Source organism: Bradyrhizobium sp. 40, from assembly GCF_023100925.1.
Lineage (GTDB): Bacteria > Pseudomonadota > Alphaproteobacteria > Rhizobiales > Xanthobacteraceae > Bradyrhizobium.
Genome location: NZ_CP064688.1, coordinates 748,894 through 770,658, shown reverse-complemented (window position 1 = coordinate 770,658; position 21,765 = coordinate 748,894). Strand labels below are relative to the sequence as shown.

23 protein-coding genes are annotated in these 21,765 nt (G+C 63.5%); 13 read left to right on the top strand and 10 right to left on the bottom strand.

Annotated features, from left to right (window positions below):
* Positions 1-18: 18 nt before the first annotated feature.
* The 5 genes from urtE to urtA form a co-directional block, all read right to left on the bottom strand.
* A complete protein-coding gene (urtE, locus tag IVB40_RS03560) occupies positions 19-714 on the bottom strand; it encodes an urea ABC transporter ATP-binding subunit UrtE (protein WP_007605420.1) in 696 nt (231 codons plus the stop codon).
* 3 nt (positions 715-717) lie between these two features.
* Positions 718-1,479 (bottom strand): urea ABC transporter ATP-binding protein UrtD, encoded by a 762-nt coding sequence (gene urtD / locus IVB40_RS03555; RefSeq protein ID WP_247359503.1) that lies wholly within the window; start codon positions 1,477-1,479, stop codon positions 718-720.
* A complete protein-coding gene (gene urtC, locus IVB40_RS03550; protein WP_247818103.1) occupies positions 1,476-2,654 on the bottom strand; it encodes an urea ABC transporter permease subunit UrtC in 1,179 nt (392 codons plus the stop codon). The genes urtD and urtC overlap by 4 nt, the downstream gene beginning before the upstream one ends.
* On the bottom strand, positions 2,651-4,258 hold the full coding sequence (urtB, locus tag IVB40_RS03545) for an urea ABC transporter permease subunit UrtB (protein WP_027570209.1): 1,608 nt from the start codon (positions 4,256-4,258) through the stop codon (positions 2,651-2,653). The genes urtC and urtB overlap by 4 nt, the downstream gene beginning before the upstream one ends.
* Before the next feature lie 84 nt (positions 4,259-4,342).
* On the bottom strand, positions 4,343-5,665 hold the full coding sequence (urtA, locus tag IVB40_RS03540; protein WP_247818102.1) for an urea ABC transporter substrate-binding protein: 1,323 nt from the start codon (positions 5,663-5,665) through the stop codon (positions 4,343-4,345).
* A 479-nt stretch (positions 5,666-6,144) separates the two neighbouring features.
* Here urtA and IVB40_RS03535 point away from each other — a divergent pair, with 479 nt between their 5' ends.
* From IVB40_RS03535 to IVB40_RS03525, 3 genes are all read left to right on the top strand, one after another.
* Entirely contained in the window at positions 6,145-7,740 is a 1,596-nt protein-coding gene (locus IVB40_RS03535) for a DEAD/DEAH box helicase (RefSeq protein WP_247359498.1), read from the top strand.
* 23 nt (positions 7,741-7,763) lie between these two features.
* The gene (gene infA, locus IVB40_RS03530; RefSeq protein WP_007599789.1) at positions 7,764-8,051 is read left to right on the top strand and encodes a translation initiation factor IF-1; all 288 of its coding nucleotides are present in this window, start codon (positions 7,764-7,766) and stop codon (positions 8,049-8,051) included.
* Positions 8,052-8,322: 271 nt separating this feature from the next.
* Positions 8,323-8,535 carry a cold-shock protein gene (locus tag IVB40_RS03525; protein WP_007599788.1) on the top strand — a complete coding sequence of 71 codons (213 nt, stop codon included), beginning with the start codon at positions 8,323-8,325 and terminating at the stop codon, positions 8,533-8,535.
* A 77-nt stretch (positions 8,536-8,612) separates the two neighbouring features.
* Here the strand turns inward: IVB40_RS03525 and IVB40_RS03520 are convergent, their stop codons facing one another.
* The 4 genes from IVB40_RS03520 to IVB40_RS03505 all read right to left on the bottom strand — a co-directional run bounded on the left by IVB40_RS03520 (position 8,613) and on the right by IVB40_RS03505 (position 11,580).
* A complete protein-coding gene (locus tag IVB40_RS03520; RefSeq protein ID WP_247818101.1) occupies positions 8,613-9,263 on the bottom strand; it encodes a TadE/TadG family type IV pilus assembly protein in 651 nt (216 codons plus the stop codon).
* A 5-nt stretch (positions 9,264-9,268) separates the two neighbouring features.
* Complete coding sequence (locus tag IVB40_RS03515) at positions 9,269-9,841, bottom strand: TadE/TadG family type IV pilus assembly protein (RefSeq protein ID WP_027570205.1); 573 nt, start codon at positions 9,839-9,841, stop codon at positions 9,269-9,271.
* Between the two features lie 261 nt (positions 9,842-10,102).
* Positions 10,103-10,600 (bottom strand): pilus assembly protein N-terminal domain-containing protein, encoded by a 498-nt coding sequence (locus IVB40_RS03510; protein WP_027570204.1) that lies wholly within the window; start codon positions 10,598-10,600, stop codon positions 10,103-10,105.
* A gap of 152 nt (positions 10,601-10,752) precedes the next feature.
* Positions 10,753-11,580 (bottom strand): sterol desaturase family protein, encoded by an 828-nt coding sequence (locus tag IVB40_RS03505; RefSeq protein WP_027570203.1) that lies wholly within the window; start codon positions 11,578-11,580, stop codon positions 10,753-10,755.
* 260 nt (positions 11,581-11,840) lie between these two features.
* On the opposite strand from IVB40_RS03505, the gene IVB40_RS03500 reads away from it, so the two are divergent.
* The 10 genes from IVB40_RS03500 to IVB40_RS03455 all read left to right on the top strand — a co-directional run bounded on the left by IVB40_RS03500 (position 11,841) and on the right by IVB40_RS03455 (position 20,761).
* A complete protein-coding gene (locus IVB40_RS03500; RefSeq protein WP_007599783.1) occupies positions 11,841-12,005 on the top strand; it encodes a Flp family type IVb pilin in 165 nt (54 codons plus the stop codon).
* 73 nt (positions 12,006-12,078) lie between these two features.
* Complete coding sequence (locus tag IVB40_RS03495) at positions 12,079-12,219, top strand: hypothetical protein (protein ID WP_247819652.1); 141 nt, start codon at positions 12,079-12,081, stop codon at positions 12,217-12,219.
* 122 nt (positions 12,220-12,341) lie between these two features.
* On the top strand, positions 12,342-12,866 hold the full coding sequence (locus tag IVB40_RS03490; protein WP_027570202.1) for a prepilin peptidase: 525 nt from the start codon (positions 12,342-12,344) through the stop codon (positions 12,864-12,866).
* 127 nt (positions 12,867-12,993) lie between these two features.
* Positions 12,994-13,791: a Flp pilus assembly protein CpaB gene (cpaB, locus tag IVB40_RS03485; protein WP_027570201.1), complete on the top strand. Its 798-nt coding sequence runs from the start codon at positions 12,994-12,996 to the stop codon at positions 13,789-13,791.
* Positions 13,792-13,802: 11 nt separating this feature from the next.
* The gene (locus IVB40_RS03480; RefSeq protein ID WP_027570200.1) at positions 13,803-15,278 is read left to right on the top strand and encodes a type II and III secretion system protein family protein; all 1,476 of its coding nucleotides are present in this window, start codon (positions 13,803-13,805) and stop codon (positions 15,276-15,278) included.
* 17 nt (positions 15,279-15,295) lie between these two features.
* On the top strand, positions 15,296-16,033 hold the full coding sequence (locus IVB40_RS03475) for a CpaD family pilus assembly protein (protein ID WP_247818100.1): 738 nt from the start codon (positions 15,296-15,298) through the stop codon (positions 16,031-16,033).
* On the top strand, positions 16,030-17,298 hold the full coding sequence (locus tag IVB40_RS03470) for an AAA family ATPase (RefSeq protein WP_027570198.1): 1,269 nt from the start codon (positions 16,030-16,032) through the stop codon (positions 17,296-17,298). Before IVB40_RS03475 ends, IVB40_RS03470 begins: the two co-directional genes overlap by 4 nt.
* Positions 17,299-17,319: 21 nt before the next feature.
* Entirely contained in the window at positions 17,320-18,783 is a 1,464-nt protein-coding gene (locus tag IVB40_RS03465; protein WP_027570197.1) for a CpaF family protein, read from the top strand.
* A gap of 16 nt (positions 18,784-18,799) precedes the next feature.
* Positions 18,800-19,777 (top strand): type II secretion system F family protein, encoded by a 978-nt coding sequence (locus tag IVB40_RS03460; protein WP_247359494.1) that lies wholly within the window; start codon positions 18,800-18,802, stop codon positions 19,775-19,777.
* A 9-nt stretch (positions 19,778-19,786) separates the two neighbouring features.
* Positions 19,787-20,761, top strand: coding sequence for a type II secretion system F family protein (locus IVB40_RS03455; RefSeq protein WP_027570195.1), 975 nt, complete (start codon positions 19,787-19,789; stop codon positions 20,759-20,761).
* Between the two features lie 60 nt (positions 20,762-20,821).
* On the opposite strand, the gene IVB40_RS03450 is transcribed toward IVB40_RS03455, so the two are convergent.
* Positions 20,822-21,571, bottom strand: a complete 750-nt coding sequence (locus IVB40_RS03450; protein ID WP_247284104.1) for a tetratricopeptide repeat protein — start codon at positions 21,569-21,571, stop codon at positions 20,822-20,824.
* Between the last annotated feature and the right edge of the window lie 194 nt (positions 21,572-21,765).

The following is a 21,765-nucleotide window of genomic DNA, read 5'->3' as shown; positions in this document are numbered from 1 at the left end:
CGGTCGCGGCAGAATGGCTTACAGCGCCATCTGGCGGCTGATTTCGCTCGCGTCGAGATTGGAGCGGTCGCAGGTGAACTTCACCGCGCCGCGATCCATCACCGCAAAACTGTCGCCGAGTTCGCAGGCAAAGTCGAGATATTGTTCGACCAGCACGATGGCGATGTTGCCGAGATTGCGCAGGTACGAGATGGCTCGGCCGATATCCTTGATGATCGAGGGCTGGATGCCCTCGGTCGGCTCGTCGAGCAGCAGCAGCTTTGGCCGCATCACCAGCGCGCGCCCGATCGCGAGCTGTTGCTGCTGGCCGCCGGAGAGATCGCCGCCGCGCCGGCCGAGCATGGATTGCAGCACCGGGAACAGCGAGTACACGTCGTCCGGAATGTGCTTGTCCTCGCGCCTGAGCGGGCCGAAGCCGGTCTTGAGATTTTCCTCGACCGTCAGAAGCGGAAAGATCTCGCGCCCCTGCGGCACGAAGCCGATGCCCTTGCGCGCGCGCTCATAGGGCTTCAGGCCCGTGATATCGCTGCCGTCGAGCACGATCGCGCCCGAGGAGATCGGGTACTGCCCGACCATGGCGCGCAAGAGCGAGGTCTTGCCGACGCCGTTGCGCCCGAGCACGCAAGTCACCTTGCCGGGTTCGGCCGCGATCGAGACGCCACGCAGCGCCTGCGCCGCGCCGTAGAACAGGTTGATGTCCTTGACCTCAAGCATCGCTCACCGCCCCAGATAGACTTCGATGACCCGCTCGTTGGACGAGACCTGGTCGATGGTGCCTTCCGCGAGCACGGTACCCTCATGCAGGCAGGTGACCTTGACGCCGAGCTCGCGCACGAACGTCATGTCGTGCTCGACCACCATCACGGTGTGGGTCTTGTTGATTTGCTTGAGCAGCTCGGCGGTGAGATGCGTCTCGACGTCGGTCATGCCAGCGACGGGTTCGTCGACGAGAAGCAGTTTCGGATCCTGTGCGAGCAGCATGCCGATCTCGAGCCACTGCTTCTGGCCGTGGCTGAGGCTGCCGGCGAGACGGGCGCGGGCATCGGTGAGGCGGATCGTCTCCAGCACCTTGTCGATCTGCTCGGATTCCGCCCGGCTGCCGCGCCAGAACAGCGTACCCTTGACGCTGTGGTCGACATTGAGCGCGAGCAGCAGGTTGTCCTGCACGGTCTGGCTCTCGAACACGGTCGGCTTCTGGAATTTGCGGCCGATGCCGAGCTCGGCGATACGGGTTTCGTCCAGCCGCGTCAGATCGGTGACGCCGTCGAACAGCACGGTGCCTTCGTCAGGCTTGGTCTTGCCGGTGATGATGTCCATCATCGTGGTCTTGCCGGCGCCGTTCGGGCCGATGATGGCACGCATCTCGCCGGGCTCGAGCGTCAGCGAGAGGTTGTTGATGGCGTGGAAGCCGTCGAACGAGACGTGCACGCCGTCGAGATAAAGCATTGCGGAGGTGGCGCGGGTGTCCATGACGTTCATTGCGCTTCCTCCGCCATTTTAGGTTCGGTGACGCCGTCTTCGGCCGCGGCGCTCGCAATGGTCGCGGCGTCGCGCCTTTCTTTCGACGAGTCCCACCAGGCGTTGAAAGTGCCGACGATACCCTTTGGCAGCAGCAGCGTCACCAGGATGAACATGGCGCCCAGCATGAACAGCCAGTAAGGTGCGAGCATGCCGGAGGTGAAGAACGTCTTTGCGTAGTTGACGACGACGGCGCCAAGCGCAGCGCCGACCAGCGTACCGCGGCCGCCGACCGCGACCCAGATCACTGCCTCGATCGAATTGCCCGGCGCGAATTCGCTTGGGTTGATGATGCCGACCTGCGGCACATAGAGCGCGCCGGCGACGCCGGCCATGCAGGCCGACACCGTGAACACGAACAGCTTGTAGGATTCGACGCGGTAGCCGAGGAAGCGCGCGCGCGATTCCGCATCGCGCACGGCGATCAGCACCTTGCCGAGCTTGGACGAGACGATGGCGCGGCAGATCAGGAAGCCGGCGATCAGCGCCAGGCAGCTCAGCGCGAACAGCGCAGCACGCGTGCCCTCGGCCTGCACGTTGAAGCCCAAAATGTCCTTGAAGTCGGTCATGCCGTTGTTGCCGCCGAAGCCGAAATCGTTGCGGAAGAAGGCGAGCAGCAGTGCATAGGTCATCGCCTGCGTGATGATCGACAGATACACGCCCGTGACGCGGGAGCGGAAGGCGAGCCAGCCGAAGCAAAAGGCGAGCAGCCCCGGTACGATCAGCACCATCAGCGCGGCAAACCAGAACATGTCGAAGCCGTACCAGTACCAGGGCAGCTTCGAATAGTTCAGGAACACCATGAAGTCCGGCAGGATCGGGTTGCCGTAGACGCCGCGGCTGCCGATCTGCCGCATCAGGTACATGCCCATCGCGTAGCCGCCGAGCGCGAAGAAGGCGCCGTGGCCGAGCGAGAGGATGCCGCAATAGCCCCAGATCAGGTCAATCGAGAGCGCCAGGATGGCGTAGCAGACATATTTGCCCCAGAGCGCGACCAGATAGGTCGGCACTTGCAGGAACGAGCCCGCGGGCAGCAGCAGGTTGGAGAGCGGGATGAGGATGCCGCAGGCCACGACGACGGCAAGGAAGATCGTCGCGCCGCGGTCCAGCGATCGCGTCAGCATGTGAGGGGTCATGCTTCCACCGCACGGCCCTTGAGCGCGAACAGACCGCGCGGCCGCTTTTGAATGAACAGGATGATGAGAACGAGGATGGCGATCTTGCCGAGCACGGCGCCGGCGACCGGCTCCAGGAATTTGTTGGCGATGCCGAGCGTGAAGGCGCCGACCAGCGTGCCCCAGAGATTGCCGACGCCGCCGAACACGACGACCATGAAGCTGTCGATGATGTAGCTCTGGCCGAGATTGGGGCTGACATTGTCGATCTGAGACAGCGCCACGCCGGCGATGCCGGCAATGCCCGAGCCGAGGCCGAAGGTCAGCGCATCGACACGCGAGGTCGCGATGCCCATCGAAGCCGCCATGCGGCGGTTCTGCGTGACCGCGCGCATCTCGAGCCCGAGTGCCGTGTAGCGCAGCATCGCGAGCAGAATGACGAACACCGCGAGCGTGAAGACAAGGATCCAGAGCCGGTTATAGGTAATCGTGATCTGGCCGAGTTCGAATGCGCCGCTCATCCAGGAGGGATTGCCGACCTCGCGGTTGGTCGGACCGAACATGGTGCGCACCGCCTGCTGCAGCACCAGCGACAGACCCCATGTTGCCAACAGCGTCTCCAGCGGACGGCCATAGAGAAAGCGGATGATGCTGCGCTCGATCACGACGCCGAGCGCGCCCGCCACCAGGAAGGCGAGCGGCACCGCGATCAGCAGCGAATAGTCGAACAGGCCGGGATAGCGGGTGCGGATCACCTCCTGCACCACGAAGGTGGTGTAGGCTCCGATCATCACCATCTCGCCATGGGCCATGTTGATGACGCCCATCACGCCGAACGTGATGGCAAGCCCGATCGCGGCAAGCAGCAGCACCGAACCGAGCGAGAGGCCGTACCAGGCATTCTGCACCATCGACCAGACCGCGAGCGAACTCTGGATCGAGCCGATTGCGCTCGCGGCAGCCTTGGTCACCGAGGCCGGCTGGTCGCCCATGCCGGTGAGCAGCGCCATCGCCTCCTGGTCGCCGCGCGCCTTGATGGTGGCAACGGCTTCGAGCTTCTCGACCTCGGTGGCATCGGGCTTGAACAACAGGATCGCCGCGCGGGCGTCGCCCAGCGCAGCCTTGACGGATCGGTTGGTTTCCTTGGCGAGCGCGCCGTCGACGGCTTCGAGCGACGTCTCCTCATGCGACTTGAAGACGGATTGCGCCGCCTGGAGCCGCGCTCCGATGTCGGGTGACTGCAGCGTCAGACTGCCGATCGCGGCATCGACGCTGCGGCGCAGGCGGTTGTTGAGGCGGACCGCGCTTGCACTGTCGGGCACGCTGGCCACGGCCTGACCGGTCGCGGCATCGATCGACTTGCCGTCGGCGCCGGTAACGTAAACCTTCTTGCTGTCCGGATCGGCCATCAGCCGGCCGTCCTGGAGCGCGCTGATAATCGGAAAGGCCAGCGTATTGCCGCTGCTCGCGACCACGCCGATCGCCTCTTCCGTGTCGGAATAATCGTCGTTGGCGAATTTGGCGACCGCATCTTCGAACGGACCAGCCAAGGCCGGCAGTGCGAACGCGATCAGGAACAACGAGAGCAGGAGCGAACAGAGGCGGGCGGACAAATTGGCTGGCACTGTGAAAGACCCCGGCAGAAAAGGGTGGAGAAGGCGGCGGGATCGCCGCCTTCTCCGATCATGCAATGAAGTGTCAGATTCGGATCAGGAACCCGAACCGAGGCACTTGTTGCTCTTGGTGTTGAAGTTGCCGCACTTCTTGCCGACCCAGTCGCCGACCAGGTCCTTGGAGCCGTCGAGCTCCTTCGACCAGGCGTCGCCCGCGACAAGACCCGGGGTCTTCCACACCACGTCGAACTGGCCGTTGGCTTTGATTTCGCCAATGAACACCGGCTTGGTGATGTGATGGTTCGGAAGCATCTTGGAGGCGCCGCCGGTCAGGTTCTTGGCTTCGATGCCCGGGAGCGCGTCGATCACCTTGTCCGGATCGGTCGACTTCACCTTCTCGACCGCCTTGACCCACATGTCGAAGCCGATCACGTGCGCTTCCATCGGATCGTTGGTCACGCGCTTCGGATTCTTGGTGTAGGTCTGCCACGCCTTGATGAACTTCTCGTTCTCCGGCGACTTGATCGACTGGAAGTAGTTCCAGGCGGCGAGATGGCCGAGCAGCGGCTTGGTGTCGATGCCGGCGAGTTCTTCCTCACCCACCGAGAACGCGACGACCGGGATGTCCTTCGCCTTGATGCCCTGGTTGCCGAGCTCCTTGTAGAAAGGAACGTTGGCGTCGCCGTTGATGGTCGAGACCACGGCGGTCTTCTTGCCGGCCGAGCCGAACTTCTTGATGTCGGCCACGATCGTCTGCCAGTCGGAATGACCGAACGGCGTGTAGTTGATCATGATGTCTTCCTGGGCGACACCCTTGGACTTCAGATAGGCTTCCAGGATCTTGTTGGTGGTGCGTGGATAGACGTAGTCGGTGCCCGCGAGCACCCAGCGCTTCACCTTCTCGTCCTTCATCAGATAGTCGACGGCGGGGATCGCCTGCTGGTTCGGCGCGGCACCGGTGTAGAACACGTTGCGCTCGCTCTCCTCGCCCTCGTACTGCACGGGGTAGAACAGGATGCTGTTCAGCTCCTTGAACACCGGGAGCACCGACTTGCGCGACACCGAGGTCCAGCAGCCGAACACGACCGAGACCTTGTCCTTGGTGATCAACTCGCGCGCCTTCTCGGCGAACAGCGGCCAGTTCGAAGCGGGATCGACGACGACGGCTTCGAGCTTCTTGCCGTTGACGCCGCCCTTCTTGTTCTGCTCGTCGATCAGGAAGAGGATGGTGTCCTTCAGCGTGGTCTCGCTGATGGCCATGGTGCCGGAGAGAGAATGAAGCACGCCGACCTTGATGGTGTCGTCCGCGGCTTTCGCACCGGAAATGGAAGCCAGACCAAGCATCAGTCCGGCGGTCGCGGCGAGAACGCCACGGCGGCTAAATGGCGCCGCTATATCGTGAGTGGATTTGCTATGCATGAGTGTCTCATCTCCCTGACGCAGACGTGAAAAACGCTGCGAAACGGCCCCAACGGCCGCCTGCGATTAACGGATTCGCAAGAACCGTGCCATGGATTAGACACATATTAGGCCATTGATTTCGCTGGGGAAATCGACAGAAAACCAAGCATCGCCATAGCCGCGCCGCCTAAACCTTGAGCAATTCGAATGTATGCGAATGTGGCAGGCAGGCTATTTTCTAAGCAAATTTCCCACCCTGGCTAAATTTCCGGCATAACTATTTCTGCACCGCGATCGCCATTTGTGGTGCGCCTGCCTTGAAAGCGCCGCCTCAATGTTCCATATGGGGGGCGAGGTCTCTTGCGAATCAGAGACCGTTGCGAGCCGCGTGTTCTTAAGCCCTTACGGGCGTCTGGCTTGCCCCATCCCATCAAGCCATCCGACACCCCAAACACGCAGGTGTCCCTCTCGACACCCTTTTGCGCGCGCCGCGCCGAATGCGCCGGGCGCCCGCTTTTGACATGGAAAGAACCCACCTTTTGACTTCGTTTCAGGATTTCGGCCTCGCCGAACCCATCGCTCGTGCTCTCACCGAAGAGAACTACGTCACCCCCACCCCCATCCAGACCCAGACGATTCCGACCGCGCTGACCGGCCGCGACGTCGTCGGCATCGCCCAGACCGGAACCGGCAAGACCGCGTCTTTCGCGCTGCCGATCCTGCACCGCCTGCTCGAGAATCGCATCAAGCCGCAGCCGAAGACGACCCGCGTCCTGGTGCTGTCGCCGACCCGCGAACTGTCCGGCCAAATCCTCGACAGCTTCAACGCCTATGGCCGCCACATCCGCCTGTCCTCGACCCTCGCCATCGGCGGCGTGCCGATGGGCCGTCAGGTCCGCTCGCTGATGCAGGGCGTCGAGGTGCTGGTCGCCACCCCCGGCCGTTTGCTCGACCTCGTGCAGAGCAACGGACTGAAGCTTGGAAGCGTCGAATTCCTCGTGCTCGACGAAGCCGACCGCATGCTCGACATGGGCTTCATCAACGACATCCGCAAAATCGTCGCCAAGCTGCCGATCAAGCGGCAGACGCTGTTCTTCTCGGCCACCATGCCGAAGGACATCGCCGAGCTGGCCGACGCCATGCTGCGCGACCCTGCCCGCGTCGCGGTGACCCCGGTCTCCTCGACCGTGGAGCGCATCCAGCAGCGCATCATCCAGGTCGACTTCTCCGCCAAGCCGGCGTTCCTCGCCCAGCTGTTGAAGCAGGAGCAGGTCAACCGAGCCCTGGTCTTCACGCGCACCAAGCACGGCGCCGACAAGGTCGTTAAGACACTCGAGAAGGCGGGGATCCCCGCCAGCGCCATCCACGGTAACAAGTCGCAGAACCATCGCGAACGGACGCTTGCCCAGTTCCGCACCGGTGAAATCCGCACGCTGGTCGCCACCGATATCGCCGCCCGCGGCATCGATGTCGACGGCATCACCCACGTCATCAATTTCGACCTGCCCAACGTGCCGGAGACCTATGTGCATCGCATCGGTCGCACCGCGCGCGCGGGTGCCGAGGGTACCGCGATCTCACTGGTCGCAGGCGGCGAGGAGCTGAGCTATCTCCGCGATATCGAGCGGCTGATCAAAGTGGCGCTGCCGCGTGAGGATCGCCGCACCGACGCCGGCCGCCGGGATGCGGGCCCTCCCCCGCAGCAGCAACGACAGGGTCGGCCGGGCCGCCCGGGCCAGCGTCCGCAAGGCGCAAGGTCTGGTGAGGGACGCCACGGTGACGGTCGCCGTGCCGACGAAAGGCATGCGGACGGGCGCCACCACAGTGCCGCCAAGCAGGGCGACGGAAGACCCGGCGAGGGACGGCATGGCGACGCCAGGCGTGCTGACGCACGGCCCGGCAGTGGCCCGAAGGCTTCGAAGGCTCCTCGTCGCGACCACACCGGCGGCAAGGCGCATTCTTCGCCAAACGGCCGTCCGGAACAGCGTTCCGCGCATAGCGCCGGGGCGTCTGATGGGATACAAGGCGTTGCCTTTTTGCGCCGCGAGAGTCGGCCGAACGGCCAACCGAACCGCAAACCCCATTCGCACTAGCCGTCCACGACCTGGAGAAATTCATGGCTAAGGAAGAGCTGATCCAGTTCGAAGGACTGGTCACCGAAATCCTCCCCGACGCGCGCTACCGCGTGCAGCTCGACGCCGGACACGAGATCGTCGCCTACACCGCCGGCAAGATGAAGAAGAACCGCATCAAGACTCTGGCGGGCGACCGCGTGACGGTTGAGATGTCGCCCTATGACCTCGAAAAGGGCCGGCTGATTTTCCGCCACAAGGACGAACGTCCGAGCGGGATGGGCGGCCCTCCGCGCCCCGGACAGCGCGGCGGCCAGTTCCGCCGCCGTTAGTCGGGAGGCTCAGCGCGCGAGCGCGGACCTGAAGTTCCGACCTGTATGCTGATCCGCCGTGAACATCACGGCGGATCAAAAAATCGTGCACGTCAGCATTGTTTTGGGGTTCTGTTTCCAATAAAATGAGTTAATCGATTTTCGGCCGGACGACATTAGCATCCACCGGTACAGCCGGTTCAGACACGCTGACGACCCTTCCAAAAATTCGATCTAACCTGTCCGCGCGAGCGGGCCCTGACATTGTGTTATCTGAGAAGGGACTACCCCCATGAGCATGGGAACCGTGAAGTGGTTTAACGCGACCAAAGGCTTCGGCTTCATCCAGCCCGACGATGGCGGCCAGGACGTGTTTGTCCACATCAGCGCTGTGGAGCGTGCAGGCCTGGGCACGCTGCGCGAAGGTCAGAAGATCTCCTACGAGATCGTGGCCGACCGCCGTTCCGGCAAGTCGGCAGCGGACAACCTCCGTTCCGCCGGTTGAGCCTACCGCTTACGGCCCCGATCGGCTCGAGCGAACAAGTTAAAAGAAAAGGCCGGGCACAATGCCCGGCCTTTTTTCTAGTTCAGGGGGCACGGCAGCGACGGTACGCCGTTGTAAGGAACGCAGGTGACCTGGCGCGGGCGCGTGTAGGAGACATCGCTCAGCGTGATGCCCGACTTCAGAACAAATTTGACAGAAGGCGTGTAGAGGTAACTCGCCTCGCTGTAAATGAGGTAGGTCTTCGGGATCAAGAGCGTCGACGGAATCATCGAGGTGACCGTGGTACCAGCAGCCAGAGCCGAGGGCGGAGCCGTCAGCGTGGCCTGCGTCGCACCGTTGGCAATGGTGGCGGACTGGCTCCATTTAATTTTGGCGACGCTGCTCGAGTCGATATAGATCTGAAGAACCGTGCCGTTCACGAGCGTAGCGTCGTAAGGCATGATCATCGAAATGCTTGCCGTGAACGTGTCCTGCAAGTCGTTCGAGTCGAGCGACGTTGACTGCGACGTCAAATCGGACAGTGTCCGTGCAATCATTGTGACTTTGCGATCAATCGCCACGGCCGATGAAAATTCGACGGTACCGAAGAACATCACCAGCATCAGCGGCACGATGACCGCGAATTCGGTCGCCGCGAGCGCGCGCTTGTCGGCGACGAAGTCACGCACGAATTGACCGGTATTCCTCCAGATATGCGCAATCGGCTGCATCGGCTTGCTCGAATCCATCTGTCTCAAAAAGGTTCGTTCTTGAAGGCCGCGGTCGCGACCAGCAGCCGTTTGTTGCTGCAGCCCATGTTGAAGCCAAGGCCGGTGACGATGAGCGGCCACTGATAGAACAGGCGCACCACGACGACCTGGCCGGCGGCCCCGGCATTGTACTGCACGCCGGCCGGGTTGAAGCTGCAGGAATTGCCGTAGCTGGTGAGGCTTAGTGCTCCGAACGAGTTCGTACTCACAACGTCGATGTAGAGCTTGGTGCAATCAAAGAGCGCTGGGATCTGGCTGCAGACGTAAGCCTTGAACGTCGTTTGCGAGCAGGGCGTGCTCACGCCGGACACCGCGCAGGCCGCCACCGAACCGGATTGCGCCTGCCCCGTCAGCAACACCCGCGCGGAATTCTGGCTGGCGCTCTCGAGCACCTGGGTCGCCAAGAACATCAGCGCCGTCTCGATGATGGCGAACAGCAGCGCGAAGAACATCGGTGCGACCAGCGCGAACTCGACGGCTGCGGAGCCGCGGCGACTGCCGCGAAACCGGCGCAGCATGGCGAGGAGCGTGAACCTCGTAGGTGCAGGCGAAGGCATCAAATTCCCCAGCAGCAGCAGCAATCATCTGCCATGTTCAATAGCGGAAACTGATTGTTTAAGTGTTTCAGGCGATCCGCACCCGGCGACCCGGGCCATTAGGGGCGCGTTAACCGTGAACGACCCAGGCCAAGGAGACGAGAGCATTGAGACGAGCATACGGAGAGAGAAACTCATGCGACCGCATCGGCCCGGGGCGATCCTTGCCCCGGCAAACCCGCCAATCAAACTCGCTGGTTGGTCTTACTTAGTTGGTCTTACTCAGTTCGTCTTGGCGCCCGCACCAGCATTGCCGCTGGCCGTGCTGCTCAACGAACCGGCCTGACTCATCGTGTTGTTGAAATAGGTGTCGCTGTCGCCGAGCGTCACGCGACGCTGGCAAACCGGCATGCAGCTGTAGGACTCGCGCTCGATCCCGCGATAGACGGTGACGAGCCGATCGCTCGGACCTTCAACCTGGATCTGGCGATCGACCAGGATCTCGCCGCCTCGGTCGAGCGCGATGAAATTGGTGGCGCCATAGCCCTTGCCGGTCACGACGATCATGCCACCGGGCTGGAGCGTGACGTCGGCAATCATGGGATTGCCGACCACGATGGTCGCCACCTTGCCAGGCAACCGCACCAGCTTGGCCTGGTCGACATTCACGGCTATGGCATCTGCGGTCGGCTCGGCAAGGCCAGCAGCCGGCGATGCCAGCACCGCGGCCGCAACCAGAAGACAGACGCGCGCATGACGGCGCAGCAGTTGTTTACGCATACTCTTACCCCCGGGACGTCACAAACCGGCAGAAGCAATCAGATAACAGCCGAGCCGGTGCCCGACCCGGCTAACCTGCCCTCAATTCGTGAACGTTCCGCAAATTCGCCGACTATTGTTTGAACGGACTGGCATTTCGCGGCCCCGAGAACCTAGCGGCGGAACGGATAGGCAAGCTGCCCTCCGATCTCCTTCGGCATGGTGGCTTCATCCTTGCCGTAATCCTGCGGCAATTGCCCCTCGGGCATCCGGAAAGTGCCGAACAGCACATCCCAGATCGGGAACGTGCCGGCAAAATTGGTGTCGCCGCCCTCTGCGAGCGAGGTGTGGTGCCAGCGATGGAACACCGGCGTCGCCAGCACATATTTGAACGGCCCGAAGGTCCAGTTGAGGTTGGCGTGCACGAAGGCCGAATGGAAGGTCGTGAACGGGGCGAGCCAGACCATGGCGTTCGGCGAAATGCCGGCCATCAGCAGCACGACGTCGACCGCGATCGTACCGAGCACGAGATTGACGGGATGGAAGCGGGCCGCGGAAATCCAGCTGATCTCCTCCGAGGAGTGATGGATCGCGTGGTACTTCCAGAACCCGCCGCCGTGGAACAACCGGTGCAGCCAGTACAGCATGAAATCGGACAGGACCAGGAACAGCACGGCCTGGACCCAGAGCGGCAATAGCGACAGCGGGCCGTGGCCATTGTCGTAGAAGGCGATGAGTTCGTCGGCATCATGGATGTTGAAGACGAAGCTCGCACCGACGATCAGAAGGCTGATCCGCATGACGCGTGCGAACACCGGAACGACAAACCAGTAGCAGATGTCCGTGACGATCTCCCGCTTGCGCCACCAGGGCACGCCGGGATTGCAGGCCCAGACGTGCTCGAGCACGGTGAAGACCACCGCGAGCGCGAAAGTCGTGGGGATCACCTTCGCGATGGTCTCGCCGAGCATCAGGGCGATTTCCATGGGCAGGCTCGACATTGTCGCCTCTCTTGCGAATTGCTGGTCCCGCCTACGCGTACTCCCTCAAATTTAAGGGACGGTGAAGCCGGAACTGCGCTTGCTGCACATCCGGAACTGGAACGATTGCAGCTGGCTGCCTTAAGGCGAAATTCACTCTGGCCAGCGGCAGGCGGGTTTGCCCGATCGAATTAACTCTCCCGAAAGAGCTCGGATCTCATGGTCATTGGGTCAAGCACAACGCCGAACGAGGCGATCCCACCCCAGATGGAGTTTTGTTCATGAAGAACCTGATTGCGCGTTTCGCGAAAGATGAATCCGGCGCCACCGCCATCGAATACGGCCTGATCGCCGCCGGCATCGCGCTGGCCATCATCACCGTCGTCAACAATCTCGGCACCACGCTGAACGCCAAGTTCACCTCGATCAGCAGCTCGCTGAAGTAAGCGATCGACGAACGACGGCAAAAGCCCCGGGCCTCCGGGGCCTTTGTTTTTCAGACGGCGAGTTCCAGTGGCGTTGAGCAAGTACAGTACCGATGCCGCGGTCGCGGCAAACGCGGCGGAGGCCGCGCAGACCGGCTCGCCGGCTTACTGGGTCTGCCTGGCCCTGCTGCTTGCGACCGTCGCGCTCGCCGCACGCATCGCCTCCCTCTGGTGAGCACGCCTTTGGCTGGTTCCGCCCATCGAAACGGCTGCCGCCGTTTTCGGTTTGTTTAGCACTGCCGGCTAGAATCCGGCGACGCCAGCTCCGCGGCAAACCCAGGCCTCAAGACGCAACCCATGATCCTCGACCTTGCGCGCCTTCTGCTCTTCCCTGCCCTGATGGCGTTTGCCGCCGCGAGCGATCTCTTCACGATGACGATCTCTAACCGCGTATCGCTGGCGCTGGTCGCCGGCTTTTTCGCGCTCGCTCTCGCCGGTGGCATGGCACCTTACGAGATGCTGAGCCATGTCGGCTCAGGTGCGCTCGTCCTGGTCGTGGCTTTCACCTGTTTTGCGATGGGTTGGGTCGGCGGTGGCGATGCCAAGGTCGCGGCCTCCGTCGCACTCTGGTTCGGGTTCGCACAGCTGATGAACTTCCTGCTCTACGCCTCGCTGTTCGGTGGGGCGCTGACGCTGCTCCTGCTCCAGTTCCGGCAGTGGCCGCTGCCTTATGGGCTGGCGGGCCAGGCCTGGCTCGCGCGGCTGCACGCCAAGGAGAGCGGCATTCCCTACGGCATCGCGCTCGCAATGAGTGCGCTGATGGTCTACCCGGAGACCGAATGGGTGAAGGCGATCGACCTCGCTCACCTCGCATTGCGCTGAACGCATCGGGTCAACCCGGCGTTAAGGCGATTTAGATACGCCTCATTAACCATGCTTTGACGAATAGCTGGTCAACTGCCGATTACGGCGGCGTCAGCGTCGCGGCGTTTGTTGGAAAGTGAAGCGTATGAATAGGGCACGCATTGTCGTCCTGACGGTCGCCATCTGCGCCGGCGGTGTCGCCGCGTATCTGGCGAGCGGCTCGGACAATTCTGCGCCGCCTCCGGCTCCGGTCGCGCAGCTTCCCACCGTCGACGTCCTGGTCGCCAAGAACGACATCGGCCTCGGCCAGACCGTCAAGCCGGAAGACGTGCAATGGCAGACCTGGCCGTCCGCGACCGCCAGCACCACCTTCATCCGCCGCAACGAGCGCCCCGAGGGGGTAACCCAGGTCACCGGCTCGATCGCACGATCCCCCTTCATCCAGGGTGAGCCGATCCGCGACCAGAAGCTGGTCAAGGCCGAAGGCTCCGGCTTCATGGCGGCAATCCTGCCCACCGGCATGCGGGCGATTTCGACCGAGATCTCGCCGGAAACCGGCGCAGGCGGCTTCATCCTCCCCAACGACCGCGTCGACGTGCTTCTGACGCGCCGTCTCAAGAATCCGGACCAGAGCAGCGGCGCCCCTGATGTGATCACGTCCGAGATCATCCTGGCCAATATCCGCGTCCTGGCCATCGACCAGGCGCCGAAGGAGAAGGACGGGCAGAACGCGGTGGTCGGCAAGACCGTCACCCTCGAGCTCAATCCTGCGCAGACTGCGACGCTCTCCTCCGCACGCCAGAGCGGCACGCTGTCGCTGGCGTTGCGCAGCATCGTCGACGTCAAGCTCAGCGAGATCACGCTCGATGATTCCGCGCAGAAGCGCGATGGCATTTCGATCATTCGGTACGGTATCCCAAGCTCGACGGCGAAGGCACGATGAGGACTGTCGATATGAAATGCAGGGCGAACTTGGCGACGATGCGAACCTCTGTGGTCCGCGCCCTGTCGTTTTCGGCCACCGTCGCGCTCGCGCTCAACCCGGTGCTGACCCCTGTGGTTGCCGCCGACTATCGCCCTGTGGCGCAGGCTGCGGCCGACGGTCAGATGAACGCGCGATTCCTCTCGCTCGGCATCGGCAAGTCGATCGTGATCGACCTTCCGCGTGACATCAAGGACGTGCTTGTCGCCGATCCCAAGATCGCCAACGCGGTCGTCCGCTCGGCGCAGCGCGCCTACATCATCGGCGCCGCGATCGGCCAGACCAACATCGTGTTCTTCGATTCCGCCGGCCAGCAGATTGCGGCCTATGACATCGCGGTCAAGCGCGACCTCAACGGCGTGCGGGCCGCGCTGAAGCAGGTCCTGCCGAACTCAGACATCCAGATCGACGGGCTAGGCGACGGCATCATCCTGACCGGTTCGGCCGCGAATCCCGCCGAAGCCCAGCAGGCCAACGACCTCGCCGTGCGCCTCGCGGGCGGCCCCGAGAAGGTCGTGAACTCGATCGTGGTCCGCGGCCGCGACCAGGTCATGCTCAAGGTGACCGTTGCCGAAGTGCAGCGCAGCATCATCAAGCAGCTAGGAATCGACCTTACCGCCAATCTCAGCTACGGCACCTCGGTCGTCAGCTTCAGCAACTCCAATCCGTTCACGGCTCTCGGCAAGAACCTCGTCGACGGCAACAATCTGACCACCAAGTTCGGCGGGGCCCCGTCGGTGCAGGCCACCCTGCGTGCGATGGAAACCGCGGGTGTGATCCGGACGCTGGCCGAACCGAATCTGACCGCGATCTCCGGTGAATCGGCAACATTCATCGCCGGCGGTGAATTCCCGGTGCCTGCCGGCTACGCGTGCGACCCTACCACGCACGTTTGTACCACCCAGATCAGCTTCAAGAAGTTCGGCATCTCGCTCAACTTCACCCCCGTCGTTCTCACCGAGGGCAAGATCAGCCTGCGGGTGATGACGGAGGTCTCTGAGCTCTCCAACGAAAACGCGATCACGCTGTCCCAGGCCGTGACCTCGACCTCGGTCAACTCGCTCACGGTGCCCTCGATCAAGACCCGCCGCGCAGAAACCTCCCTGGAAATTCCCTCCGGAGGTGCGATGGCTATGGCCGGCCTGATCCAGCAGCAGACCAAGCAGGCCGTCAGCGGACTGCCGGGCCTGATGCAGCTCCCGGTCCTCGGCACGCTGTTCCGCAGCCGCGACTTCGTCAACAACGCGACCGAGCTGGTCGTGATCGTGACGCCCTATATCGTTCGCGCAGTTGCGCAAAAGGATCTGTCGCGGCCGGATGATGGCTTCTCCGCGCCTGCGGATCCGCAGGCCGAACTGCTCGGCAACATCAACCGCATCTACGGCGTGCCCGGCCGGACCGAACCGGCCAAGAACTACCGCGGCACCTACGGCTTCATCACCGATTGAGGCGGAACGGGGACTTCATGAAGATCACTAGACCACCCCAGATTCGCAGGCGCGCCATCCACCTCGGCGGCGCGCTCGTCGGCATGGCGCTCGCCCTTGGCGGCTGCCAGCATGACGAAGCGGTCACCGCCTCCATTCCCGACAACTACAAGCAGCGCCATCCGATCGCCATCGAGGAGCAGAATCGCTCCATCGTCGTCTTCGTCGGCCATGCCCGCGGCGGCTTGACCGCCGCCCAGCGCGCCGACGTGATGGGCGTCGCGTCGGCCTGGATGCACGAAGGCACCGGCGCGATCCAGATCGACGTGCCGTCCGGCACGCCCAACGCGCGTCCGGTCGCGGACACCATGCGTGAAATCCAGGCGATCCTGTCAGCGGCAGGCGTTCCGCCGCGCGGCGTCAACGCCCGTTCTTACCAGCCGGAAGACAAGCGCTTCCTGCCGCCGATCCGGCTCACCTATTCCAAGATCGCCGCGGTCGCGGGTCCCTGCGGCCTGTGGCCGGAAGACATCGGCCCTTCGATGAAGAACAAGAGCTGGTTCGAGAACAAGGAATATTACAATTACGGCTGCGCTTATCAGCGCAACCTCGCGGCGATGGTCGACAATCCGTCAGATCTCGAGCAGCCGCGGCCCGAAACGCCGTCCTACACGCCGCGGCGCACCGCCGCGTTCGAGAAGTATCGCAAGGGAATGCCGACGGCGGTCGCCTATCCTGAGGCCGACAAGGCCAAACTCAGCGACACCGGCAAATGATCAGCTACGCTCGCCAGCCCCAAGAAGAGCAGTCCGAGGCATCGCTCCCGCCGGCCGAGGAGCATATTGCGCCTGCCCCCCGCGTTTCCGTCCAGGCTTTCTGCGAGACCGTGGAAACGGCGGCCGCCGTGCAGTCGGCCGGCGAAGATCGCCGTCTCGGCAAGGCCCATCTCAAGATCCAGATGGGCGGTATGGCGGCTGCGGTCGAAGCCTACCGCTCGGCACCCACGCCGAACGTGATCGTGCTCGAAAGCGACGGCCGCAACGACCTCCTAGGCGGGCTCGATCATCTCGCAACCGTCTGCGACGCCGGCACCCGCGTGGTCGTGATCGGCCGCATCAACGACGTCATGCTCTACCGCGAGCTGGTGCGCCGCGGCGTCAGCGACTACGTGCTAGCGCCGGTCGGCGCGATCGACGTCGTGCGCTCGATCTGCAACCTGTTCTCGGCGCCGGAAGCCAAGGCCGTCGGCCGTATCATCGCCGTGGTCGGCGCCAAGGGCGGCGTCGGCGCGTCAACCATCTCCCACAACGTCGCCTGGGCGATCGCCCGCGATCTCGCGATGGACGCGGTCGTCGCCGACCTCGACCTCGCCTTCGGCACCGCCGGGCTCGACTATAACCAGGATCCGCCGCAGGGTATTGCCGACGCCGTGTTCTCGCCCGATCGCGTCGATACCGCCTTCATCGACCGCCTGCTGTCGAAATGCACCGACCACCTCAGCCTGCTGGCGGCGCCGGCGACGCTCGACCGGGTCTATGATTTCGGCGCCGACGCCTTCGATGCCGTGTTCGACACGCTGCGCTCCACCATGCCCTGCATCGTGCTCGACGTTCCGCACCAATGGTCGGGCTGGACAAAACGCGCCCTGATCGGAGCGGACGACATCCTGATCGTGGCGGCACCCGACCTCGCCAATTTGCGCAACACCAAAAACCTGTTCGATCTCCTGAAGGCCGCGCGTCCGAACGACCGTCCGCCGCTCTACTGCCTGAACCAGGTCGGCGTGCCGAAACGGCCCGAAATCGCCGCGGCGGAGTTCGCCAAGGCGATCGAGAGCCAGCCGGTCGTCTCGATCCCCTTCGAGCCGCAGATCTTCGGCTCGGCGGCCAATAACGGCCAGATGATCGCGGAGATCTCGGCCAATCACAAATCAATCGAGATGTTCCTTCAGATCGCCCAGCGCCTGACCGGCCGCAGCGAAACGAAGAAGCAAAAGTCGTCCCTGCTTTCACCCCTGATTGAGAAGTTGCGGGGAAAATAGGTGGCCGCATGGAGTTTTTAAGTGTTCGGTAAGCGTAGCGGAACAGACACCGACCCTCGGGCCTCGAAGCCCGGTGCCGTGTCGTCAGAGCCTGCCCAGGCTTCGGCGCCCGCTGTGTCGCGCGTGCCGCCGCCGCCGGCCGTCACCTCTCCGCCGCTTGCCCCGGCGAAGCCTGCGCCGACCATGGAAGCCCGCCGCTCGGACAATTATTACGAGGTCAAGGCGACCATCTTCGGCGCGCTGATCGAGGCCATCGACCTCGCCCAGCTCGCCAAGCTCGATTCGGAGTCCGCGCGCGAGGAAATCCGGGACATCGTCAACGAGATCATCGCGATCAAGAACATCGTGATGTCGATCGCCGAGCAGGAAGAGCTGCTCGACGACATCTGCAATGACGTCCTCGGCTACGGTCCGCTGGAGCCGCTGTTGTCGCGCGACGACATCGCCGACATCATGGTCAACGGCGCCGACACCGTCTACATCGAGGTCGCCGGCAAGATCCAACGCACCGGTATCCGCTTCCGCGACAACCAGCAGCTCCTCAACATCTGCCAGCGTATCGTCAGCCAGGTCGGCCGGCGCGTCGATGAATCCTCGCCGATCTGCGACGCGCGCCTGGCCGATGGCTCCCGCGTCAACGCCATCGTGCCCCCGCTGTCGATCGACGGCCCCACGCTCACCATCCGCAAGTTCAAGAAGGACAAGCTGACGCTCGATCAGCTCGTCAAGTTCGGCGCAATCTCGCCGGAGGGCGCGGAAATCCTCCAGATCATCGGCCGCGTCCGCTGCAACGTGCTGATCTCCGGCGGTACCGGCTCGGGCAAAACCACCTTGCTCAACTGCCTGACCAACTACATCGAGCACGACGAGCGTGTCATCACCTGCGAAGACGCCGCCGAACTCCAGCTCCAGCAGCCGCACGTGGTCCGACTGGAAACCCGCCCGCCCAACATCGAGGGCGAGGGCCAGGTCACCATGCGCGAGCTGGTGCGCAACTGCCTGCGTATGCGTCCCGAGCGCATCATCGTCGGCGAAGTCCGCGGACCCGAGGCATTCGACCTGCTCCAGGCCATGAACACCGGCCATGACGGCTCGATGGGCACGCTGCACGCCAACAATCCCCGCGAGGCGCTATCGCGCTGCGAATCCATGATCACGATGGGCGGCTTCTCCCTGCCTTCACGCACCATCCGAGAGATGATCTGCGCCTCGATCGACGTCATCGTCCAGGCCGCGCGCCTGCGCGACGGTTCGCGCCGCATCACCCACATCACCGAGGTGATGGGCATGGAAGGCGACACCATCATCACCCAGGACGTCTTCCTCTACGACATGGTCGGCGAGGACGCCAACGGCAAGATCATCGGCCGGCATCGGTCGACCGGAATCGGCCGTCCGAAGTTCTGGGAACGCGCCCGCTATTACGGCGAAGAGAAGCGCCTTGCCGCGGCGCTCGACGCCGCGGAAGTGGCGCCCACGACGTGAGCAGGTCAGCGCAGCCATGAACATGCAAGTCCTTGCCCTCGCCTTCCTTGCCACCGCCGCCGTCGGCGGCCTCGCCTGGGTCTTCCTTTATCCAATGCTGTCCGGAGAACGGAAGGCCGAGAGCCGCCGCGCCTCGATCTCGCGGGCAGAGGCGCCCACGGCCCGCGCGGCCGAGAAGACGCAGCGCTCGCGCCGCGAGCAGGTCGAAACCTCGCTCAAGGATCTCGAGGCGCGGCGCCAGCAGGAGAAGAGCGTACCGCTCAGTGTTCGCCTGTCGCAGGCGGGCCTCGACTGGGCGCCGCAGAAATTCTGGATCGTGTCCGCCGTCGTAGCGGGCGTGCTGTTCGCAGTCGCCTTGTTCATCGGCGGCGGCCTGCTCGGTGCCGCCGGACTCGCTTTCGCCGGCGGCTTCGGTCTGCCACGCTGGGCGCTGGGCTTCCTGAAGAGGCGCCGCGAAGCCAAATTCCTGAAGGCGCTGCCCGACGCGGTCGACGTGATCGTCCGCGGCATCAAGGCGGGCCTGCCGCTGTTCGAATCGATCAAGGTCGTCGCCGCCGACGCGCCAGAGCCGCTACGCTCGGAGTTTCTGTCCATCATCGAAACGCAGGCGATCGGCATGCCGCTCGGCGAGGCCTGCACGCGACTCTACGATCGGATGCCGCTGCCCGAGGCCAATTTCTTCGGCATCGTCATCTCGATCCAGCAGAAATCGGGCGGCAACCTCTCCGAAGCACTCGGCAACCTCTCCAAGGTGCTGCGCGACCGCAAGAAGATGAAAGAGAAGATCCAGGCGATGTCGATGGAAGCCAAGGCCTCGGCCGGCATCATCGGCTCGCTGCCGCCGATCGTGATGTTCCTCGTCTATCTCACAACGCCGGGATACATCTCGATGCTTTGGACTCATCCCACCGGCCAGCTCATGCTGGTCGGCTGCGTCGTCTGGATGTCGATTGGCATCATGGTGATGAAGAAGATGATCAATTTCGACTTCTGATGGTGCCTTATGGTAGAGTTCCTCGTTGCGAAACTTCACGACGTCCACTTCATGACGATGCTGCTGGCCGCCGTTGCCGCCAGCGCCACAGTCTATACGCTGGTGATGCCGCTGTTCGCTGGCGAAGGCCTTTCCAAGCGCATGAAGGCGGTAGCGAACGAACGTGAGCGCATCCGGCAGCGCGAGCGCGAGCGCCTCCACAAGAGCGAAAAAGTCTCGCTTCGCCAGACGCCGAAGCAGCTCGTCTCGAAGGTCGTCGACGACTTCAACCTTACCAAATGGCTCGCGCAGGAAGCTGCACGGGACAAGCTCATCATGGCGGGCTATCGGGGCCAGGCGCCCTACATCACCTTCCTGTTTGCCCGCCTGGTTGCCCCGATCGTGCTGTTCGTCGGTTCGGTCGTCTACGTGTTCCTGATCGCGCATATGCAGCAGTCGATGCCGATCAAGATCGGCATCTGCGTCGGCGCGGCCTATCTCGGACTTCAAGCGCCGATGCTGTTCCTCAGGAACGCGATCTCCAAGCGCCAACTCTCGATCAAGCGCGCCTTTCCCGACGCGCTCGACCTGCTCCTGATCTGCATCGAATCCGGCATGTCGATCGAGATGGCGTTCCGGAAGGTCGCGGTCGAAATCGTGGGCCAATCGATCGCGCTGTCGGAGGAGTTCACCCTGACCACGGCCGAGCTGTCCTATTTGCAGGATCGCAAGGTCGCCTACGAGAACCTCGCGCGGCGCACCGGGCTCGAGGGCGTCAAGTCGGTATGTCTCGCACTCCAGCAGGCGGAGCGTTACGGCACCCCGCTCGGCCAATCCTTGCGGGTGATGGCGCAGGAAAACCGCGACATGCGCATGAACGAGGCCGAGAAAAAGGCCGCAGCATTGCCGCCGAAGCTGACGGTACCGATGATCCTGTTCTTCCTGCCGGTGCTGTTCGTCGTCATCCTCGGACCGACGGGGATCAAGGTCACCGAGATGCAATGACGTTAGATGCGGACCGCGCAAGGTCCGCGGCTGCCTTCAGGATTGGACGATCACGTCTGATCAGTCGGGCTGGCCGAGCGAGGCGACCGGAGTCCGCTTCGGCGCACCCCGCTTGACGTCGCTGCGGGTCAGCATTTCCTTGAGATAGGCGACGTTGGCGGCAGCCTGGTCCGGCGGCAGGTCCGCCTTCACGATGGTCTCGGCCTCGGCGAAGCGGCCCTGGAGACCGACGACCAGACCGAGATTTTGCCGCACCCGCGCGTTTGCGCGCGGCGAGGCATAGGCTTGCCGCAGCGCGTCTTCGGCCTTCGGCAGGTCTCTGGACAACATGTAGGACAGGCCGAGATTGGAGAGCACGCCGGGATCGCCAGGCGCAATCTTGAGCGCGCTCGCGTAATAGGAACGCGCTTCCTCGTGACGGCCCATCTGATCGAGCGCGGTCCCCTGCACCGAGAGCAGCCGCCAATCCGGGTTGTCGGGCGAATGCGCCTTCGTCAGCACGTCGAAGGCTTGCTGGAAATTGCCGTTGTCGGAGAGCGCGCGGCCGTATTGGGCCATCAGCGCCTTGTTGCCGGGATTGGCGATGGTCGCCTGCTCGAGCACGGCGGCGGCCTGGGCGTGCTGGCCGTTGGCGCGCAAGGCCTGGCCGTAGGCGAGCGCCGCATCGGCGTCCTTGGGATTGGCGCGATAGCGCTCGCCATAGACTTCGGCAGCGCGCGCGGGATCGGTGGGAGCGGCTTCCGCCCGCGGCCCGACCGAGCCCGTGACGTCGGAGAGTTTCGACATCGCCGTGCAGCCGCCGAGGCCCATGGCCACCGCCGCAACCAGCGAGGTGGACGCAAGAAGCCGGGCAAGACTGAGTCGTTCAAGACTGAGCCGTCCAAGACTGAACCGTTCAAGACCGAACCGTTGACGCATGACGCTTTGACTCTCGAGCCGATTGATCGAGCCGAACACGCCAGCAATAGACTGTTAACCCTAACGGCCGGTTAATTCCCTGCCGC

Excerpts from the sequence above, each read along its gene's own strand:
- IVB40_RS03525 (WP_007599788.1), top strand. The coding sequence starts at position 8,323 with ATGAGCATGGGAACCGTGAAGTGGTTTAACGCGACCAAAGGCTTCGGC.
- urtD (WP_247359503.1), bottom strand. The coding sequence starts at position 1,479 with ATGAACGTCATGGACACCCGCGCCACCTCCGCAATGCTTTATCTCGAC.
- IVB40_RS03480 (WP_027570200.1), top strand. The coding sequence starts at position 13,803 with ATGAAATGCAGGGCGAACTTGGCGACGATGCGAACCTCTGTGGTCCGC.
- IVB40_RS03455 (WP_027570195.1), top strand. The coding sequence starts at position 19,787 with ATGGTAGAGTTCCTCGTTGCGAAACTTCACGACGTCCACTTCATGACG.
- IVB40_RS03475 (WP_247818100.1), top strand. The coding sequence starts at position 15,296 with ATGAAGATCACTAGACCACCCCAGATTCGCAGGCGCGCCATCCACCTC.
- IVB40_RS03515 (WP_027570205.1), bottom strand. The coding sequence starts at position 9,841 with ATGCCTTCGCCTGCACCTACGAGGTTCACGCTCCTCGCCATGCTGCGC.
- IVB40_RS03460 (WP_247359494.1), top strand. The coding sequence starts at position 18,800 with ATGAACATGCAAGTCCTTGCCCTCGCCTTCCTTGCCACCGCCGCCGTC.
- IVB40_RS03490 (WP_027570202.1), top strand. The coding sequence starts at position 12,342 with ATGATCCTCGACCTTGCGCGCCTTCTGCTCTTCCCTGCCCTGATGGCG.
- IVB40_RS03470 (WP_027570198.1), top strand. The coding sequence starts at position 16,030 with ATGATCAGCTACGCTCGCCAGCCCCAAGAAGAGCAGTCCGAGGCATCG.
- IVB40_RS03510 (WP_027570204.1), bottom strand. The coding sequence starts at position 10,600 with ATGCGTAAACAACTGCTGCGCCGTCATGCGCGCGTCTGTCTTCTGGTT.
- urtE (WP_007605420.1), bottom strand. The coding sequence starts at position 714 with ATGCTTGAGGTCAAGGACATCAACCTGTTCTACGGCGCGGCGCAGGCG.
- IVB40_RS03505 (WP_027570203.1), bottom strand. The coding sequence starts at position 11,580 with ATGTCGAGCCTGCCCATGGAAATCGCCCTGATGCTCGGCGAGACCATC.
- urtA (WP_247818102.1), bottom strand. The coding sequence starts at position 5,665 with ATGCATAGCAAATCCACTCACGATATAGCGGCGCCATTTAGCCGCCGT.
- IVB40_RS03520 (WP_247818101.1), bottom strand. The coding sequence starts at position 9,263 with ATGGATTCGAGCAAGCCGATGCAGCCGATTGCGCATATCTGGAGGAAT.
- urtC (WP_247818103.1), bottom strand. The coding sequence starts at position 2,654 with ATGACCCCTCACATGCTGACGCGATCGCTGGACCGCGGCGCGACGATC.
- cpaB (WP_027570201.1), top strand. The coding sequence starts at position 12,994 with ATGAATAGGGCACGCATTGTCGTCCTGACGGTCGCCATCTGCGCCGGC.
- IVB40_RS03500 (WP_007599783.1), top strand. The coding sequence starts at position 11,841 with ATGAAGAACCTGATTGCGCGTTTCGCGAAAGATGAATCCGGCGCCACC.
- infA (WP_007599789.1), top strand. The coding sequence starts at position 7,764 with ATGGCTAAGGAAGAGCTGATCCAGTTCGAAGGACTGGTCACCGAAATC.
- IVB40_RS03535 (WP_247359498.1), top strand. The coding sequence starts at position 6,145 with ATGCGCCGGGCGCCCGCTTTTGACATGGAAAGAACCCACCTTTTGACT.
- IVB40_RS03450 (WP_247284104.1), bottom strand. The coding sequence starts at position 21,571 with ATGGGCCTCGGCGGCTGCACGGCGATGTCGAAACTCTCCGACGTCACG.